The sequence below is a fragment of the Caballeronia sp. EK genome, assembly GCF_014384845.1.
GTDB classification, from domain to species: Bacteria; Pseudomonadota; Gammaproteobacteria; order Burkholderiales; family Burkholderiaceae; genus Caballeronia; species Caballeronia jiangsuensis.
Window position 1 is genome coordinate 81,248 of record NZ_JACSUE010000008.1, and the last position, 17,317, is coordinate 98,564.

The window sequence follows — 17,317 nt, forward strand, 5'->3', positions numbered from 1 at the left end:
AGGGAAGGACCATTCATGGAAATCGGACAATACCAGCCGAATATCGACGGCGACGGCCTGCGCATCGGCATCGTGCAGTCGCGCTTCAACGAACCGGTGTGCAACGGCCTCGCCGACGCGTGCATCGAGGAGCTGGAGCGCCTCGGCGTGATCGGCCAGGACGTGCTGCTCGTCACCGTGCCGGGCGCGCTCGAAATTCCGCTCGCGCTGCAGAAGCTCGCGGAATCCGGCCAGTTCGACGCGCTGATCGCGCTCGGCGCCGTCGTGCGCGGTGAGACGTATCACTTCGAGCTCGTGTCGAACGAGAGCGGCTCGGGCATCTCGCGCATCGCGCTCGATTTCGGCATTCCGGTGGCGAACGCCGTGCTGACGACCGAGAACGACGAGCAGGCCGTCGCCCGCATGACCGAAAAGGGCCGCGACGCCGCACGCGTGGCGGTCGAAATGGCGAATCTCTCCGTCGCGCTCGAACAGCTCGACGGCGACGATGAAGACGAAGACGAAGAAGACGAGGACCGCGCATGAAGAGCGCTCGACGCCGTTCGCGCGAACTCGCGACGCAAGGGCTTTATCAATGGTTGCTGTCGGGCGCGCCCGCCGGCGAAATCGACGCGCAACTGCGCAACGCGCAAGGCTTCGACAAGGCCGATCAGGCGCATCTCGATGCGATCCTGCATGGCGTGATCAAGGAATCCGCCGCGCTGTCCGAGCAGTTGCAGCCGTGCCTCGACCGCCCGATCGAGCAGTTGTCGCCGGTCGAGCGCGCGGTGCTGCTGGTGGCCGCGTTCGAGTTCAAGCACCACATCGACGTGCCGTATCGCGTCGTCATCAACGAGGCGGTCGAGCTGACGAAGACCTTCGGCGGCTCGGACGGCTACAAGTATGTGAACGGCGTGCTCGACAAGCTCGCCGTCGTGATGCGTCCCACCGAGGCGCAGGCGCGCGGACGCGGAGCATAAATGAACCAGGGTGCGGAACCGCTCGTCCGGCTTGCGTCGCGTGTCGATGCGATCGAGCCGTTCTACGTGATGGAGCTGATGAAAGAGGCTCAGGCGCTCGAGCGCGCGGGCCGCGACATCATCCACATGAGCATCGGCGAGCCGGACTTCACCGCGCCCGAGCCCGTGATCAACGCCGCCGCCGATGCATTGAAGCGCGGCGTCACGCAATACACCAACGCGCTCGGCATCACGCCGCTGCGCGAGGCGATCGCGCGGCATTATCGCGATACGTTCGGCCTCACGGTCGATCCGGAGCGGATCGTCGTGACGGCGGGCGCGTCGGCGGCGCTGCTGCTCGCGTGCATGGCGCTCGTCGATAACGGCGACGAAGTGCTGATGCCCGATCCGTGCTATCCGTGCAACCGGCATTTCGTGTCGGCGGCGGATGGCAAGCCGGTGCTCATCGCGAGCGGTCCGGCCGAGCGCTTTCAGCTGACGGCCGAGCATGTCGAGGAAAACTGGGGACCGGCCACGCGCGGCGTGCTGCTCGCGTCGCCGTCGAATCCGACGGGCACGTCGATCGAGCCGGACGAGCTCCGGCGCATCGTCGATAAGGTGCGTGCGCATGGCGGCTTCACGATCGTCGACGAGATCTATCAGGGCTTGAGCTACGACGCGAAGCCCGTGTCCGCCCTCTCCTTCGGCGACGATGTCGTCACCGTGAACAGCTTCTCCAAGTACTTCAACATGACCGGCTGGCGGCTCGGCTGGCTCGTCGTGCCGCCCGCGATGGTGAGCGCGGTCGAAAAGCTGTCGCAGAACCTGTTCATCTGCGCGTCGGCGCTAGCCCAGCACGCGGCGCTCGCCTGTTTCGAGCCGCAGACGATCGCGATCTACGAAGCGCGCCGCCTCGAATTCAAGCGGCGGCGCGATTACATCGTGCCGGCGCTGCGCTCGCTCGGCTTTGGCGTGCCAGTGGTGCCCGACGGCGCGTTCTACGTCTACGCCGATACGACGACGGTTCATCACCCCGCCGCCGGCAACAGCGACGCACTCACGCATTCGATGCTCCACGACGCGGGCGTCGTGCTCGTGCCGGGCGTGGATTTCGGCTTTCATGCGCCGGAGCGCTACATCCGTCTTTCGTATGCGACGGCGTACTCGAAGCTTGAGGAAGCGGTCGAGCGGCTGGGCACGCTATTCCGCCGATAAAACCGCATCGCAAGAACGAAAAAAGGGCACCGTGAAAGGTGCCCTTTTTCTTTGCGTCCGACGAAATGTTTAAGCGCCGAACTCCGCCGATGCGACGTGCTTCGTTTCCGCGTCGCCTTCGTCCTGCGAGACCGACTTCTTCGAATCGATGGTCACGTGAACGCGCTTGTCCGCAGCCGTCGAGGCCAGAACCTGCTTCGGCGCAGCCTGAACCGGCGCTTGCGGCGCGTTGATCGGCACGTTGCGGCCGCGTGCGACATCGCGCAGACGCGTACGCTCGGCCAGCACCTTCGCGCCGTAACCGCCGTCGTCCTGCGTCGAGGAGCCGACGTAGTAGCGCAGGCCACCCGCGACCGAACCGCCGCGCGCGATGCAATCCTTCAGCACGAGCGCGCCGACCTTGATATTCGCGAGCGGATCGAGCGCTGCGTGCGAGCCGCCGAAGTATTCGAACTTGTCGGAATGAACCTTCGACATCACCTGCATCAGGCCCTGAGCGCCGACGCCGCTTTCAGCGTACGGATTGAAGCCCGATTCAATCGCCATGACGGACAGCAGCAGCAGCGGGTCGAGCCCGACTTCACGGCCCGTGTCGAACGCGGCGCGCACGAGTTCTGCAACCGGCTCTTCGGCCACGCGATAACGCCGCGCGATGAAGTTCGAAACGAGCTTCTGCTCGCGCGTCGAAACGAGCACGCGGTCGTCGCGTGCGTCGGCGACGACACGTTGCGCGGGGATCATGCTCGCCAGCATGCCGACGGACGGCATGGTGCGCGGGTCGAGCCCGTTGGGCGACACGGCGAGGCTGATGCCGCCGGTGAGCTGATGCGTGCTTGCGTCGTCGCCGGCTGCGGCGCCGAGCGATGGCCCCGTCGACGGCGCCTTGCGGCTGTCCGACGGCGCGGTGTTCGCGGCGACGTTCACGGGCAGCGAGGCGTCTCCAGCCGGATGATGCACCGCCGAGAACGGCGGCAGCGGCTGGCCCGCGAGCAGGCGAGCCGGCCCCGCCTGTACGGCGGCCGACACGAAAGGCATGATCTTTGCGGCAAAGTTCGTGCGCCACGAAGGCAGCAACCACAGTGCGAGCGCGCTGACGACGGCGGCACAACCGACCATCGCGAAGACATGGTGACTCAAACGGCGTCCGCGACGTAGCGCGATGCGCATGATCTGCGCGGCGCGGGTGTCGGAACCCCACCAAACCGAAGTGTTCATCGATACTCCCAATGTTGCATGATTTGCGCAGATGAATACGAATAAAGCGCGTATTCGGAGCGCAAATCAGACACCACTCGCTCTCGGCAAGCGTAAGCGGCATCGGGGATACGGCATGCGCCGTCTGGAAAGCCGATCCGGCAAAAGACTGCCGGGTTGCGCGGCACGAACTGCGTGCCCTCAATGCGCGGGTGGCTTTCCACGCGAAAAACCGGCGCGAGAAACGCCGGCATGACAACCAAACACCATGAATCGCCGGGCAGGAGCGGCGCAGGCGACGCATGTTGCGTCAAGAAAGACCTGAGGCGAAGGTAAAAAGTTTCAAAACCTGCAAGAGATGCGAGCTGATTCTATCAGGGTTTAATTATCCGTCAATGCTAAAGACTTGTGTTTCAATTACTTACAGTTATATTGAACAGCGTTCAGCGCCCGAAAACCACGTCTCACGGGCGATTCCCAGCGGAATTTGCTGAATGTCCCCCAACGCACCGACGCTGTCGCAGGTAAAATCGACAATCGCTTTTCGCGCAGCCGTCCCGCCCGTCGAGTCTCGTGCTCCGGCGGCTTCGAGTCCAATTTCGACCATCGATGAAATACAAAGATCTGCGCGACTTCACTGCCCGCCTCGAGGCGATCGGTGAACTTCGCCGCATTCGGCAGCCCGTTTCCCCCGTTCTCGAAATCACCGAAGTCTCGGATCGCGTGTTGCGCGCGGGCGGGCCCGCTCTGCTTTTCGAAGCGCCCACGGGCCACACGATGCCCGTGCTCGCCAACCTCTTCGGCACGACGCGGCGCGTCGCGCTCGGCATGGGCATCGAAACCGAAGCGCAGAGCGGCGCCGATGTCAGCCTCGGCAGCGATGTCGCCGCGCTGAGTTCGCTGCGCGATGTCGGCAGGCTGCTTTCCGCGCTCAAGGAACCCGAGCCGCCGAGAGGCCTGAAGGACGCGGGCAAACTGCTCTCGCTCGCGAAGGCCGTGTGGGACATGGCGCCGAAGTCGGTCAGCGCGCCGCCCTGCCAGGAAGTCGTGTGGGAAGGCCAGGACGTCGATCTCAACCGGTTGCCGATCCAGACATGCTGGCCCGGCGACGCCGGACCGCTGCTCACCTGGGGCCTCACCGTCACGCGCGGACCGAACAAGCCGCGCCAGAATCTCGGCATCTATCGGCAGCAGCTCATCGGGCGCAACAAGCTCATCATGCGCTGGCTCGCGCATCGCGGCGGCGCGCTCGACTTCCGCGAATTCGCGCTCGCGAATCCCGGCAAGCCGTATCCGGTGGCGGTCGTGCTCGGCGCCGATCCCGCGACGATCCTCGGCGCCGTGACGCCCGTACCCGATTCGTTGTCCGAATATCAGTTCGCGGGCCTCTTGCGCGGCTCGCGCACCGAGCTTGCGAAGTGCCTGACGCCGGGCGTCGATACGCTTCAGGTGCCGGCGCGCGCCGAGATCGTGCTCGAAGGCTTCATCTATCCGCAGGACGGCACGCCGCCGCCCGCGCCCGAAGGCGCGCCGCCGCGTCCGTCGGCGTCCGCGGCGGCGAAATACGAGCATGCGCTAGAAGGGCCGTACGGCGATCACACCGGCTACTACAACGAACAGGAGTGGTTCCCGGTCTTCACCGTCGAAAAGATCACGATGCGTCGCGACGCGCTGTTCCATTCCACCTACACCGGCAAGCCGCCCGACGAGCCCGCGGTGCTGGGCGTCGCACTGAACGAAGTCTTCGTGCCGCTCCTGCAGAAGCAGTTCACCGAGATCACCGATTTCTATCTGCCGCCCGAAGGCTGCAGCTATCGGATGGCGATCGTGCAGATGAAGAAGAGCTACCCCGGCCACGCGAAGCGCGTGATGTTCGGCGTGTGGAGCTTCCTGAGGCAGTTCATGTATACGAAGTTCATCGTCGTGGTGGATGAAGACGTGAACGTGCGCGACTGGAAGGAAGTCATCTGGGCTATCACGACGCGGGTCGATCCGACGCGCGACACGGTGATGGTCGACAACACGCCGATCGACTATCTCGATTTCGCGTCGCCGGTGGCGGGCCTCGGCTCGAAGATGGGACTCGATGCGACCAACAAATGGCCCGGCGAAACGAATCGCGAATGGGGCCGCCCGATCGTCATGGATGAAGCAGTGAAGCGTCGCGTCGATGCGCTGTGGACTGAACTCGGACTGGATAAATCATGATCGCGGCCACGCTTTATCGAGGCGATGTCATCGAGAACACGCACGCGGCGCACGTTGCCGTCGTCGATGCGAACGGACGCCTCGTGCATTCCTTCGGCGATCCGCATCGCGTGACGCTGCCGCGCTCGGCGGCGAAGCCCGCGCAGGCGCTCGCGGTCATCGAAACGGGCGCGCTCGAGCGCTTCGGCTTCACCGACGAAGACCTCGCGCTGATGTGCGGATCGCATAGCAGCGAGCCGCGTCATATCGAGCGCGCGCTCGCGATGCTCGGCAAATCGAACGCGAGCGAAAGCGATCTGCGCTGCGGCGGCCATCCGCCGATTTCGGACGCAGTGTTCAAGGACTGGATCAGGCGCGACTTCACGCCGACCGCCGCGTGCAGCAACTGCTCCGGCAAGCACGCCGGCATGCTCGCGGGCGCGCGGGCGATGAACGCACCGCTCGCCGATTACCACTTGCCCGATCATCCGCTGCAGGCGCGCGTGAAGCAGACGGTCGCGCGCGCGGTCGATCTCGCCGACGACGACGTGCAATGGGCCATCGACGGCTGCAATCTGCCGACGCCCGCGTTCCCGCTCGAACGTCTCGCGCGGCTCTACGTGAAGATCGCCGCCGCACCCGAAGGCTCGCCGCTTGCGCGCATTCATCGCGCGATGACGTCGCATCCGGAACTTGTCGCGGGCGAAGGACGCTTTTGCACGCTGCTGATGCAGGCGTTCGGCGGCGCGCTCGTCGGCAAGACGGGCGCGGATGCGAGCTATGCGATCGGCGTGCGCCGCGATGATGGTCCGATCGGCATCGCGGTCAAGGTCGAGGACGGCAACACGTCGGTGCTCAACGCGGTCGTCGTCCATGTGCTCGATACGCTCGGCATCGGCACGCAACAGCAGCGCGACGCGCTCGCCGCCTTCCGCAATCCGCCAACACGCAACACGATGAACGTGCCGACCGGCCGTCTCGACGTGAGCTTCACGCTTCACAACCATCAATAAAAATATGCACTCGTGGTCGTTGCTGTCGGACGGTTTTTTTCTGTCGCTGTCGCTGTGTCTGGATATCGGGATCGCGAATGTCGCGATCATTTCGCTCGCGCTGTCGCACGGCTTCAAACCGGGGCTCGTGCTCGGCCTGGGAACGTGTTTCGGCGATCTCGTCTACGCGATGCTCGCGCTCGCGGGCATGTCGGCGCTGCTGCAGTTTTCCGCGGTGCGCTGGGTCGTGTGGATCGGCGGCGCGATCGTGCTGCTCTTCCTGACGTGGAAGATGGCGCGGGAAGCGCTCAATCCCGCGTCCGCGCCGCCCGTCGAAGGCGAAGCGGATCTCACCGTGCCGCGTCCGAGGCACTTGAAAAGCTTCTTGCGCGGATGCCTGCTCGCGGTGTCGTCGCCGAGCGCGATCCTGTGGTTTGCGGCCGTCGGCGGCGCGCTCATCGCCAAGTCCGGCGCGACGAGCCCCGTCTCCGCGTCGGTGTTTCTGATCGGTTTCTTCTGCGGCGGACTCGGCTGGACGATCTTCATCTGCACGCTCGCGAGCCACGGCAGGAAGCGCGCCGGAACCCGGCTCCTGCGCGCGTGCCACGTGATGTCCGCCGTGCTCTTCGCGTACTTCGCGTACAGCGTGATCGTCAACGGCTACCGCGATCTGATCGTCAACGCGACTTCATGACGATGCGGCGTCACGCGACGAACTGAGCCAGCTTCGCGAGATCGACGTTGCCGCCCGACACGATCACGCCCACCCGCTTGCCTTCGACCGGCACGACCTTCTGCAGCACGGCGGCCGCCGCGAGACAGCCGGTCGGCTCGACGACCATCTTCATGCGTTGCGCGAAGAAACGCAGCGTCTCGATCAACTGCGCGTCGCTGACGGTGACGATCCGGTCGACGTGACGCTGGATGATCGGGAAGTTGTATCCGCCGACATGCGTGGACGCGGCGCCATCGGCGATGGTGCGCGGCACGTCGATATGCACGATCTCGCCGCGCGCGAGCGATTGCTGCGCGTCGTTGCCCGCTTCCGGCTCGACGCCGATCACCTTGCAGTCCGGCGACAGCGCGGCCGCCGCGAGCGCGCATCCGCCGATGAGTCCGCCGCCGCCCAGGCACACGAATAGATAATCGAGCGGACCGGTTTCCTCGATCAGCTCCTTCGCCGACGTGCCCTGCCCCGCGATGACATGCGGATGATCGTAGGGCGGAATCAGCGTCATGCCGCGCTCCTCGGCGAGCTTGCGGCCGATTTCCTCGCGGTTCTGCGTGTAGCGGTCGTACGTGATCACTTCGCCGCCGTAGCCGCGCGTCGCTTCCATCTTCGCGGCGGGCGCGTCCTCGGGCATCACGATCGTCGCGCGGATGCCGGCGAGCTTCGCGGACAGCGCAATCGCCTGCGCATGATTGCCCGACGAATAGGTGATCACGCCCGCGGCGCGCTGCCGGTCGTCGAAATGCGAGAGCGCGTTGTACGCGCCGCGGAACTTGAACGCGCCCATGCGCTGGAAGTTTTCGCACTTGAAAAAGAGCGACGCGCCCGCGATGGCATCGGCGGTGCGGGAAGTCAGGACGGGCGTGCGATGGGCGACGCCCTCGATGCGCCGGGCGGCATCGGCGACGTCATCGAAAGTCGGGGCGGGAAGAGAGGACATTGGCGTGAGAGCGCGTCGTGAAGGGGACCACCATTCTCCCAGTTCCATCGGCGGAATTCAAAAGCGCCCTTCAAACAAAAAAGGCGATGCCAACTCGCATCGCCTTTTTGGATTCGTCGCTCGGACCGATCAGTAGCGCCAGCCCGGACCGTGACGGTAATAGCCGTGATGCCGGTAGTACGGACGGCCGTAGTAGCCATAGCCACCGCCGTAGCCACCCACGACCACGGCGGGCGGCGGCGCGTACACCACGGGCGGCGGCGGCGCGACATATACCGGCTGCGGCGGAGCCACATAGACAGGTGCAGGCGGCGCGGCATAGACCGGATAGGCCGGCACCCCGATGCCCACGCCAATTGAAACGTGCGCCTGCGCGGCACCGACGAAACCGGCACCGAGCGCACCAGCAACCAACAAACCACCGAGCTTTTTCACTTTCGTTCTCCTCGCCGCTTCGCGTGTTGGCCGATTCCCACGGCTCACGAGCGACGGTATGAACTCAATTTATCGAAAAACACGGTCGGTCGCAGGAGCCATTTGTTGCAAATTGCAAGTTCCTTAACGTCGACGCGGATTTGAAAGGACGGCGTCGCCCGCAAGTGCGTCCGGATCGGCCGTTCGGCGGAGGTCTGCGCCCTCTGCGCGACGTTGCGCTGTTCGAGCGCTTAAAACCGCGTAACTTATATTTACAAATGAACGAAAAAGCCCCGCCGGACAATGCATCCGGCGGGGCTCTTAATGTATTGCGCGAAAGTCTTAAAACGACGCGCGTTTCAGCCGACTTTCACATAAGCGAATTCACGCGTGACGTTTGGCGGAACATATGCCCCGCCGATCACGACCCGGGGCGTCAGGCGCTTTTTCTGGTCCCACCAGCGACGCCGCTGGGCCTGGCTCAAGAATCGCAGATGCTTTCGATAAGAGAAAATGCTCATGGCGACCTCCGAACGTAGCGAATGAAACCTGAAGGGAGAGCGCCGGCTCAGGCCGCGTGCCGCCTCCCGCTGAATCCGTGTTCTGTTTAGTATTGAGCGCCTGTCCGTTCCTCGATGTTCGCAAAGAAACCAATCTTTCACGTCGATGTGCGTCTAACCACACACAGCAGAAAATATGCCCTTTGGGGCCGGGGAAAAGCTGCCAATAGAAACAATAGCGCGCTGCGCGACGATTCGCTCTTTCGCTATCCGTATTTATATCCTGCCAGTTTTGCGTGAAATGCGCCTTTTCGCGATCGTCTCAAATTGGCAACACTAGGGTTTTCAGATGCTGGCGTCTGATCCCGAACCGGCTGCGCCAACGACTTTCACTTGCCTTTCATGTGATTGTCCGGAGAATCGCTCCCGCCACGTGCGACAACGTCCCCAAGCCGCATTAAAGCCATGTTATGGTGACGTCCGGCACCCCATCAGGCACGCCTGCTGGGCGGGGAATTCGAGTCGCCGCATGCAGTGAATCGCGAAGCTTCATCGAACGGCACGGGTGCATTCGCGCGGATCGCGCACGATGCGCCGCGCACCGCGTTGGCTTCGGCACGATATTCAAGTCCAGAGAACGAACAATGATCAAGGTCAGCATTCCCGATTCGCGCCGCACAGGCGGCCGCCGCTCCGAGACCACCATCAGGCGGATCTTCGCCCGCTAGCGCCTCCGCTTTCCTTCACTTTTCGTCAATACGACCCGGCGCAAGTCGCGACACTGCGCACGCATCCTAGAGGACCCGAGATGTTCGGCGATATCGCCCGTTTTCTGCTCAACACCCTGTTCACCCTGTTCGGCGCGGCGCTCCTGCTGCGCGCGTGGATTCAGGTCGTGCGCATGCCGCCCTATAACCCGGTTTCGAACGCCGTGATGCAGGCGACCAACTGGATCGTCCTGCCGCTGCGCAAGATCCTGCCCGGCGGAAAGATCGACTGGGCGAGCATCGTCGCGGCGTTCATCGCATCGGCTGTGTACGTGACGCTGATGGTCGTGCTCGCGGGCGTCGATCCGACGCTCATGGTGCCGATCCTCCTGCTCGTCGCGCTGCTGACCGTCGTCAAGTGGGCGCTGAATCTGATCATCTGGGTGACGATCCTGATGGCGCTGCTTTCATGGCTCAATCCGCAATCGCCGGCGATGCCGCTGCTCTATCAGATCACCGCGCCGTTCCTCGATCCGCTGCGGCGCATTCTGCCGCGGCTCGGCGGCATCGATCTTTCGCCGATCCTGCTGTTCGTGATCGTGCAGGTGCTGTTGATGGTCGTGACGCGCGTCGCCGTATCGATGACGCTGTTCGGGATCTGAGCCGGAAGCGCAATTGCGCCTCGCGGCGCGTTGCGCTTACAATAGCCGCCTCATGCGGGCGTCGTATAATGGCCATTACCGTAGCTTCCCAAGCTACAGACGTGGGTTCGATTCCCATCGCCCGCTCCAGAAATCCAGCGAAAGCCGCCCCGAGTCACGTTTGGGCGGCTTTTTAGTTTCGCGCATCTGTTTCCAGCATCGCCTCATGAACCACGATCCCCAGGACGACGCCGGCGCCGACGGCAACGATCAGCCCGACGTCAACATCGGTGAAAATGCCACGCTGCGCCATCGCCGCATCCGCAGTTTCGTCACGCGCGCTGGCCGTGTATCGCCGGGCCAGCAGCGCGCGATCGACGATCTCGGTCCGCGCTACGTCGTGCCCTACACGCCGCAGCCCGGCGACTGGGATGCACTCTTCGGCCGGCAGGCGCCGCGCGTGCTGGAGATCGGCTTCGGCATGGGCGCGACCACGGCGGAGATCGCGGCCGCGCGTCCCGGCGATGATTTCATCGGCGTGGAAGTGCATGAGCCTGGCGTCGGCGCGCTGCTCAAGCTGATCGGCGAGCAAGGGCTCGGCAATATCCGCATTCTTCAGCACGACGCCGTGGAAGTGCTCGAACACATGATCGCGCCCGACAGTCTCGACGGCGTGCACATCTATTTCCCCGATCCCTGGCACAAGGCGCGTCATCACAAGCGCCGCCTGATCCAGCCGAAGTTCGTCGCGCTGCTCGTGTCGCGCATGAAGCCGGGCGGCTATATCCATCTCGCGACCGACTGGCAGAACTATGCCGAGCAGATGCTCGAAGTCCTGTCCGCCGAGCCCGCGCTGGAAAACACCGCGGACGGCTACGCGCCGCGCCCCGAGTTCCGTCCGGTCACGAAGTTCGAGCGACGCGGCCTGCGGCTCGGACACGGCGTGTGGGACCTGATGTTCCGCCGCCGCTAAAGCGCCGCTAAAGCACTGCGCACAAACGACAACGCCACGGCAAGCCGTGGCGTTTTGCATGGTGCGCGGCGAAAGCGCGGTCAGTCGGCCCAGCTCAGGCCGCCGCTATATCCGACGATCAGGATCAGCAGGCCGAAGCCGATGCGATACCACGCGAACGCGGTGAAATCGTGCGACGCGACGTAGCGCAGCAGCCAGCGCACGCAGACGAACGCGCTGACGAAGGCCGCGACGAGACCGATCGCGAACAGCCCGAAATCGTCCACGGTCAGCGTGCGCCAGTACTTGGCCATTTCGTAGAGCGTCGCGCCGAAGATGATCGGAATGGCGAGGAAAAACGAAAACTCCGTGGCGACGCGTCGTTCGAGTCCGAACAGCATCCCACCGATGATCGTCGCGCCGGAACGCGAAGTGCCCGGAATCAGCGCGAAGCATTGCGCGAGACCGACCTTGAAGGCATCGGAGTAGGAAAGATCATCGACGGAATGTACGCGCGGGGCGACGGCGCGTTCGCGCTGGCGCGACTCCGCCCACAAAATCACGATGCCGCCGACGATCAGCGCGACCGACACCGGCACCGGCGAGAACAGCACCGACTTGATGCCCTTCTCGAAAAGCAGACCGAGGACGATGGCCGGAATCGTCGCGATGATCACGTTCAGCGTGAAGCGCCGCGCGTCGGCGCGCACGGGCAGGCCCGTGACCACGGAGCCGATCTTCGCGCGATATTCCCAGCAGATGGCGAGAATGGCGCCGAACTGGATGACGACGTCGAAGGTTTTCGATTGCGCGTCGGTGAAATTCAGCAAACTGCCCGCCACGATCAGATGCCCCGTGCTCGAAACCGGCAAAAATTCGGTCAAGCCCTCCACGACGCCCAGAATGAGCGCCTTCACCATCAATATCCAGTCCATCCGTTCAGCCCTTGTCGCCGTTATCGCCGTTGCTTGTGGAGCACATTGCGCAGAGATTTCGACTCACTTCTCAACAATCTGCACACGTATGCCGTTTGTAAGGACTGTGATTGTACCGGGTTCGTAAGACACGCCGGCGAACTGGAGTTCCTCGGGCTTGAACGTATGAATCGGATAGCGGTCGAGCAGCTGCGCCGCGAGTTGCGCGCCGACCGACGCAATCTGTTGGTTGTACTGCGCGGCGTCACCACTGAACTGCGCATTGTCAACGGATGGTGAAACGAGAATGACCGAACGGCTCGGCGCGTCGTAGGCGAGTTGCGTCGAGAGCGTGAACGCGCCGATCACCGGATTCGGCATGAACGGCGTGGACAGACGCGCATCGACCCGCACCGTCACGCGATTGCGATCCGGCGCCATGCCGACGACCGGATTGCTCAGGACGACATCGAATATCTGGGAAGCCGTGCGTTGCAGCGGGAACTTGCGCGCGACCGCGTCCTGCACCTGCTGCGTCGAAAATGTGTAGTGATCCGGAATGAAGGGGAATATCGAGTTCGAGGCGGATCGAGCCTCCGATGTGAATGCAAGCGCGGACAGGGACAACAGTCCTGCGAGCACGAACCGGCGCCGCAGCGGCGCGACGGGTTCCGTCATGCGTAATCCTCCAAAGCATTATTCAAGTCTGCGCCGCGTGGCGCGGTTCGGAACTTCGACTGCCGATCGTCAAGACAGTTGCGTGGGCCGCGTCTGCGCTTCCAGTCGTTCGATCCACGTCAACGCGTATTCGCGCGTCTCGCCGCACATCTCGCCGGACGGCTGCAAACCGGAACAACACGCCGGCCTGCGCGGATCGCCGAAAATCCTGCAGCGCAGATCGTCGCCCAGTTGAACGCAACGCTCGCCCGCGCGCTTGCCATGCGGCATCCCCGGAATCGGGCTCGAAATCGAAGGCGCGATGCAGCACGCACCGCACGCTTCCCGGCAGGCATGAGACGAAGAATCGATCGACATGGCGACACTGAACCGCGCAAAAGGAAACGATATTGTCCCACGCCTCATCTTTGCGCTTCGTCAAATCGCTGCGACCTTATCGCGCGAATGTTGCGCTCATCGGCCGACTACACTCGGACGATTCCCAGAGATCCGCCATGACTGCCGCCGCTCCGTTCTTTCGTCCCGATCTGCTCGCGCGCTACGACGCGCACGGCCCGCGCTACACGTCCTATCCGACCGCCGTCCAGTTCACCGACGCGTTCGACCCCGCGCATTATCGCGAAGCCGCGCGCAAGGCGAAAGCGAACGCCGATCTCTCGCTGTACTTCCACATCCCGTTCTGCGACACCGTCTGCTTCTACTGCGGCTGCAACAAGATCGCGACGAAAAATCGCGCGCACGCACGCCCCTATCTCGAACGGATGAAGCGCGAACTCGCACTGCAAGCCGCGCTCTTCGACACCTCGCGTCCGGTTACGCAGCTTCACTGGGGCGGCGGCACGCCGACCTTCCTCTCGCACGACGAGATGGCCGAACTGATGTCCGCGACGCGCGAGCATTTCAATCTCGTCGCCGACGAGCGCGCCGAATATTCGATCGAGGTCGATCCGCGCGAGGCATCGCCGGCGACCATCGCGTTGCTGCGCGAGCTCGGTTTCAATCGGCTGAGCCTCGGGGTGCAGGACTTCGACGAGCGCGTGCAGCGCGCCGTCAATCGCATCCAGCCGCGTGAAATGACGGAGATGGTGCTCGACGCCGCGCGCAACAACGGTTTCAAGTCCGTGAGCGTCGATCTGATCTACGGGCTGCCGCATCAGAGCGTCGAGAGCTTTTCGCGCACGCTCGACGCGATCATCGATCTGAAACCCGATCGCGTGTCCGTGTTCGGCTATGCGCACATGCCGTCGCTCTTCAAGATGCAGCGGCAGATCGACGAAAGCGCGCTGCCCTCGCCCGCCGTGCGCCTCGCGATTCTCGAACGCGTGATCGCGCGCATGTGCGATGCGGGTTATGTGTACATCGGCATGGATCATTTCGCGTTGCCCGGCGACGAGCTCGCGCGCGCGTTCGAAGCCGGCACGCTGCAGCGTAACTTTCAGGGCTACAGCACACGCGCGGATTGCGATCTGATCGGCATCGGCGCGTCGTCGATCGGCAAGATCGGCGATGTTTACGCGCAAAACGCGCGCGAACTCGCCGATTACACCGCCGCGATCGATGCGGGCGAACTCGCCATCACGCGCGGCGTGCGCCTTTGCGCCGACGACGAACTCCGCCGCGACGTCATCATGCGTCTCATGTGCGGCGGCGAGCTGCGTTTCGACGATGTCGCGGCGACGCACGGCATCGAATTCCCGTCAGCTTTCGCCGATGAACTCGCGCGCCTCGCGCCCATGGCGAACGACGGCCTCATCGACCTCTCGCACGACGCGATCCGCGTGCTGCCCGCCGGACGCATGCTGGTGCGCAACGTCGCGTCGGTATTCGACCGTTATCTGGGACAGGCGAGCCTGCGCCGTTTCTCGCGCACGATCTGAGCGGTGTTCGATCGGCGTCGGTGGCTTAGAATGACAGCCACCTTGGACGCCCCAGGTTTGCGACACGGCGCGCCCATCCACTCACTGCCGATGCGAAGCGCCGGGCGTGCCCGGCCTTCTCGCATGAAGCAACGCCACTGCCCGACGCCATGCCCACCACTTCGCCGCAGTTCGCCCCGCTTGCCCAACTCGCCGCCGATCTGAAAAGCGGCCGCACGACGAGCCGCGCGCTCGTCGACGCGGCGCTCGAACGCATCGCCGATCCTGCTGGCCAGGGCTCGACCGTCTTCCTCCATGTCGATGCCGAACACGCCCGCGCCGCCGCCGATGCCCACGACGCGCTGCGCCGCGCCGGCACCGTGCTTTCGCCGCTCGCGGGCATTCCGGTGTCGATCAAGGATCTCTTCGATATCGAAGGCGAAGTGACGCGCGCCGGCTCGAAAGCGCTGCGCGATGCGCCTCCCGCCAAGGCCGACGCCGTCGCTGTCGCGCGCCTGCGCCGCGCGGGCGCGGTGATCGTCGGGCGCACCAACATGAGCGAATTCGCCTTCTCCGGCCTTGGACTGAACCCGCATTACGGCACGCCGCGTTCCCCGTGGCATGCCGACGTTCCGGGCGACGCGCGTATCGCGGGCGGGTCGTCGTCGGGTGCGGCGGCGTCGGTGGCGGACGGCATGGCCGCCGTCGCGCTCGGCACCGACACCGGCGGCTCCATCCGCATTCCCGCCGCGCTGTGCGGCCTCACGGGCTTCAAGCCGACCGCGAGCCGCATTCCGAAGCAAGGCGGCGTGCCCCTCTCGAAGACGCTCGATTCGTTCGGGCCGATCGGCATGTCGGTCGCGTGCTGCGCGCTCGTCGACCGCATTCTCGCCGGACGCGACCCCGGCGTGCCCGCGACGCGCCCCCTCGACGGCGTGCGCCTCGGCGTGCTCACGAACTACGTGACCGATGGCGTCGAATCTCCCGTCGCGAGCGCGGTCGCCGCGGCGATCAATCATCTGGCCGCCGCGGGCGCGCTGGTGGAAGACGTGCGCTTCGCGCCGCTGGATCGACTGCCGGAAATCAGCCGCTATCCGCTCGTGGCAATCGAGGCGTATGCGTGGCACCGGAAGCTGATGGCCGAGCGCGGCGACGAATACGATCCGCGCGTGCTCGCGCGTCTGAAGCGCGCGGAAGCGGCGAGCGCGGCCGACTACATCGACTTGTGCGAAGCGCGCGACGCGATGATCGAGGCAGCCCGCACGACGCTCTGGCAGCGGTTCGACGCGATCGTCTGCCCGACGGTGCCGGTGCTGCCGCCGCGCATCGCCGATCTGGAAACCGACGACGACGCCTTCACGCGCACCAATGCGCTGATCCTGCGCAATCCGACCGCCTTCAATTTCCTCGATGCGTGCGCGCTGTCGCTGCCCTGCCATCCGCGCGGCGAGGCGCCCGTCGGGCTGATGCTCGCGGGCGCGCCGAACGCCGACGACACCCTGCTGTCGATCGGGCGCGCGGTCGAAGCCGTGCTGGCGACGACGCGCTGAGCGGCCCGAAAATCGTCTGAATATCGCGGCTGATTTTGCGCATCGGGCGTTCGCGCTAGAATTCACCGCGATACCCACGCAACTCAGGTGCTTCCTTCTCGAATCGTTGCGAAATAATGAACAACTCTTTGAATCACTTCACAATGCATCAGGACGACCGGGTGATGCGCCGCGAGCGCCGCCTGCTCGTATTACTTGGTTTCGTCAGTCTCGGTCTCGTCGGCGGCGCGCTGTATCTGCAATTCTTTCATGGCGAAGATCCCTGCCCGCTGTGCATCATTCAGCGCTATTTTTTCGTGCTGATCGCGATCTTCGCGTTCCTCGGGGCGGCGTTCCGTAACTGGCGCGGCATCGCGCTGCTGGAAACGCTCGTCGCGATTTCCGCGCTCGGCGGACTCGCCACCGCCGTGCGCCACGTGTACGTGCAATCGCATCCCGGCTTCAGTTGCGGTTTCGATGCCCTTCAGCCGATCGTCGACGGTCTGCCGCCCGCAAGCTGGCTGCCGCAGGTGTTTAAGGTCGCGGGTCTGTGCGAAACGCCGTATCCGCCAATCCTCGGTCTGTCGCTGCCGCAATGGTCGCTCATCGCGTTTGCGCTGATTTTCGTGCTGGTCGCGGCAAGCGTGCGCCTGAAGCGCAAACTGCGCACGACGGTCCGGTAAATTATTCCGGGCGGCGACCTCGGCGCGCCGCCCGTTTTCCCCGCTTCACCGCGCTCTACGCGCTCCCTCCTTTCCCGCATCAGCGCATCCGCATAATCTTGATACGTACCCGGCAATATTTTTGGGATATTGGGGTGTTAAGGTCGTGTCTGGATGGCGATCTACGTGCGCGCAGTCCGTTTCGCTCAAAGGCAGCCTGAGTTTTTTCTCACCGCAACCCATGAAGCGATCGGAAACCGCGTAACGC

Annotated in this window: 19 protein-coding genes and 1 tRNA gene; 12 read left to right on the plus strand and 8 right to left on the minus strand. The window is 64.3% G+C overall.

Annotated features, from left to right (window positions below; all coding sequences use genetic code 11):
- Window positions 1-15 precede the first annotated feature (15 nt).
- From ribH to IAG25_RS24675, 3 genes are read left to right on the plus strand one after another with little or no spacing between them, the layout of a single operon-like run.
- Window positions 16-525, plus strand: a complete 510-nt coding sequence (gene ribH / locus IAG25_RS24665; protein ID WP_035505424.1) for a 6,7-dimethyl-8-ribityllumazine synthase — start codon at window positions 16-18, stop codon at window positions 523-525.
- Complete coding sequence (gene nusB / locus IAG25_RS24670) at window positions 522-959, plus strand: transcription antitermination factor NusB (RefSeq protein ID WP_061118886.1); 438 nt, start codon at window positions 522-524, stop codon at window positions 957-959. Before ribH ends, nusB begins: the two co-directional genes overlap by 4 nt.
- On the plus strand, window positions 960-2,153 hold the full coding sequence (locus IAG25_RS24675; RefSeq protein ID WP_187607200.1) for a pyridoxal phosphate-dependent aminotransferase: 1,194 nt from the start codon (window positions 960-962) through the stop codon (window positions 2,151-2,153).
- A 69-nt stretch (window positions 2,154-2,222) separates the two neighbouring features.
- Here the strand turns inward: IAG25_RS24675 and IAG25_RS24680 are convergent, their stop codons facing one another.
- Both IAG25_RS24680 and IAG25_RS24685 read right to left on the minus strand, forming a co-directional pair.
- Window positions 2,223-3,368, minus strand: coding sequence for a transglycosylase SLT domain-containing protein (locus IAG25_RS24680; RefSeq protein WP_035505414.1), 1,146 nt, complete (start codon window positions 3,366-3,368; stop codon window positions 2,223-2,225).
- Window positions 3,365-3,601 (minus strand): hypothetical protein, encoded by a 237-nt coding sequence (locus tag IAG25_RS24685; protein ID WP_187607201.1) that lies wholly within the window; start codon window positions 3,599-3,601, stop codon window positions 3,365-3,367. The genes IAG25_RS24680 and IAG25_RS24685 overlap by 4 nt, the downstream gene beginning before the upstream one ends.
- A gap of 355 nt (window positions 3,602-3,956) precedes the next feature.
- Here IAG25_RS24685 and IAG25_RS24690 point away from each other — a divergent pair, with 355 nt between their 5' ends.
- Genes IAG25_RS24690 through IAG25_RS24700 form a run of 3 tightly spaced genes read left to right on the plus strand, consistent with a single transcriptional unit; the run spans window position 3,957 to window position 7,220 of the window.
- Complete coding sequence (locus tag IAG25_RS24690; RefSeq protein ID WP_187607202.1) at window positions 3,957-5,555, plus strand: UbiD family decarboxylase; 1,599 nt, start codon at window positions 3,957-3,959, stop codon at window positions 5,553-5,555.
- Window positions 5,552-6,547, plus strand: a complete 996-nt coding sequence (locus IAG25_RS24695; protein WP_187607203.1) for an asparaginase — start codon at window positions 5,552-5,554, stop codon at window positions 6,545-6,547. The genes IAG25_RS24690 and IAG25_RS24695 overlap by 4 nt, the downstream gene beginning before the upstream one ends.
- Window positions 6,548-6,551: 4 nt before the next feature.
- On the plus strand, window positions 6,552-7,220 hold the full coding sequence (locus IAG25_RS24700) for a LysE family translocator (RefSeq protein ID WP_187607204.1): 669 nt from the start codon (window positions 6,552-6,554) through the stop codon (window positions 7,218-7,220).
- A gap of 10 nt (window positions 7,221-7,230) precedes the next feature.
- Here IAG25_RS24700 and IAG25_RS24705 read toward each other — a convergent pair whose 3' ends face one another.
- The 3 genes from IAG25_RS24705 to IAG25_RS24715 form a co-directional block, all read right to left on the minus strand.
- On the minus strand, window positions 7,231-8,196 hold the full coding sequence (locus IAG25_RS24705) for a threo-3-hydroxy-L-aspartate ammonia-lyase (protein ID WP_187607205.1): 966 nt from the start codon (window positions 8,194-8,196) through the stop codon (window positions 7,231-7,233).
- A 129-nt stretch (window positions 8,197-8,325) separates the two neighbouring features.
- Window positions 8,326-8,631, minus strand: coding sequence for a hypothetical protein (locus IAG25_RS24710; RefSeq protein WP_035505397.1), 306 nt, complete (start codon window positions 8,629-8,631; stop codon window positions 8,326-8,328).
- Window positions 8,632-8,969: 338 nt separating this feature from the next.
- On the minus strand, window positions 8,970-9,131 hold the full coding sequence (locus tag IAG25_RS24715) for a hypothetical protein (protein WP_016344705.1): 162 nt from the start codon (window positions 9,129-9,131) through the stop codon (window positions 8,970-8,972).
- 787 nt (window positions 9,132-9,918) lie between these two features.
- Between IAG25_RS24715 and IAG25_RS24720 the strand changes: the two genes are divergently transcribed.
- The 3 genes from IAG25_RS24720 (at window position 9,919) to trmB (ending at window position 11,431) form a co-directional block, all read left to right on the plus strand.
- Complete coding sequence (locus IAG25_RS24720) at window positions 9,919-10,479, plus strand: YggT family protein (RefSeq protein WP_035505394.1); 561 nt, start codon at window positions 9,919-9,921, stop codon at window positions 10,477-10,479.
- 54 nt (window positions 10,480-10,533) lie between these two features.
- Window positions 10,534-10,608 (plus strand) — tRNA-Gly (locus IAG25_RS24725).
- A 76-nt stretch (window positions 10,609-10,684) separates the two neighbouring features.
- A complete protein-coding gene (trmB, locus tag IAG25_RS24730) occupies window positions 10,685-11,431 on the plus strand; it encodes a tRNA (guanosine(46)-N7)-methyltransferase TrmB (RefSeq protein WP_187607206.1) in 747 nt (248 codons plus the stop codon).
- 80 nt (window positions 11,432-11,511) lie between these two features.
- On the opposite strand, the gene IAG25_RS24735 is transcribed toward trmB, so the two are convergent.
- The 3 genes from IAG25_RS24735 to IAG25_RS24745 all read right to left on the minus strand — a co-directional run bounded on the left by IAG25_RS24735 (window position 11,512) and on the right by IAG25_RS24745 (window position 13,359).
- Window positions 11,512-12,345 (minus strand): undecaprenyl-diphosphate phosphatase, encoded by an 834-nt coding sequence (locus tag IAG25_RS24735; protein ID WP_187607207.1) that lies wholly within the window; start codon window positions 12,343-12,345, stop codon window positions 11,512-11,514.
- A 63-nt stretch (window positions 12,346-12,408) separates the two neighbouring features.
- A complete protein-coding gene (locus IAG25_RS24740; protein WP_035505383.1) occupies window positions 12,409-13,002 on the minus strand; it encodes a DUF1439 domain-containing protein in 594 nt (197 codons plus the stop codon).
- 69 nt (window positions 13,003-13,071) lie between these two features.
- Window positions 13,072-13,359, minus strand: coding sequence for a YkgJ family cysteine cluster protein (locus IAG25_RS24745; RefSeq protein ID WP_035505380.1), 288 nt, complete (start codon window positions 13,357-13,359; stop codon window positions 13,072-13,074).
- A gap of 137 nt (window positions 13,360-13,496) precedes the next feature.
- Between IAG25_RS24745 and hemN the strand changes: the two genes are divergently transcribed.
- The 3 genes from hemN to IAG25_RS24760 all read left to right on the plus strand — a co-directional run bounded on the left by hemN (window position 13,497) and on the right by IAG25_RS24760 (window position 17,070).
- Complete coding sequence (gene hemN / locus IAG25_RS24750) at window positions 13,497-14,879, plus strand: oxygen-independent coproporphyrinogen III oxidase (RefSeq protein WP_187607208.1); 1,383 nt, start codon at window positions 13,497-13,499, stop codon at window positions 14,877-14,879.
- 149 nt (window positions 14,880-15,028) lie between these two features.
- Window positions 15,029-16,408 carry an amidase gene (locus tag IAG25_RS24755; RefSeq protein WP_187607209.1) on the plus strand — a complete coding sequence of 460 codons (1,380 nt, stop codon included), beginning with the start codon at window positions 15,029-15,031 and terminating at the stop codon, window positions 16,406-16,408.
- Window positions 16,409-16,551: 143 nt separating this feature from the next.
- Entirely contained in the window at window positions 16,552-17,070 is a 519-nt protein-coding gene (locus tag IAG25_RS24760; protein ID WP_187607381.1) for a disulfide bond formation protein B, read from the plus strand.
- Window positions 17,071-17,317: the final 247 nt, after the last annotated feature.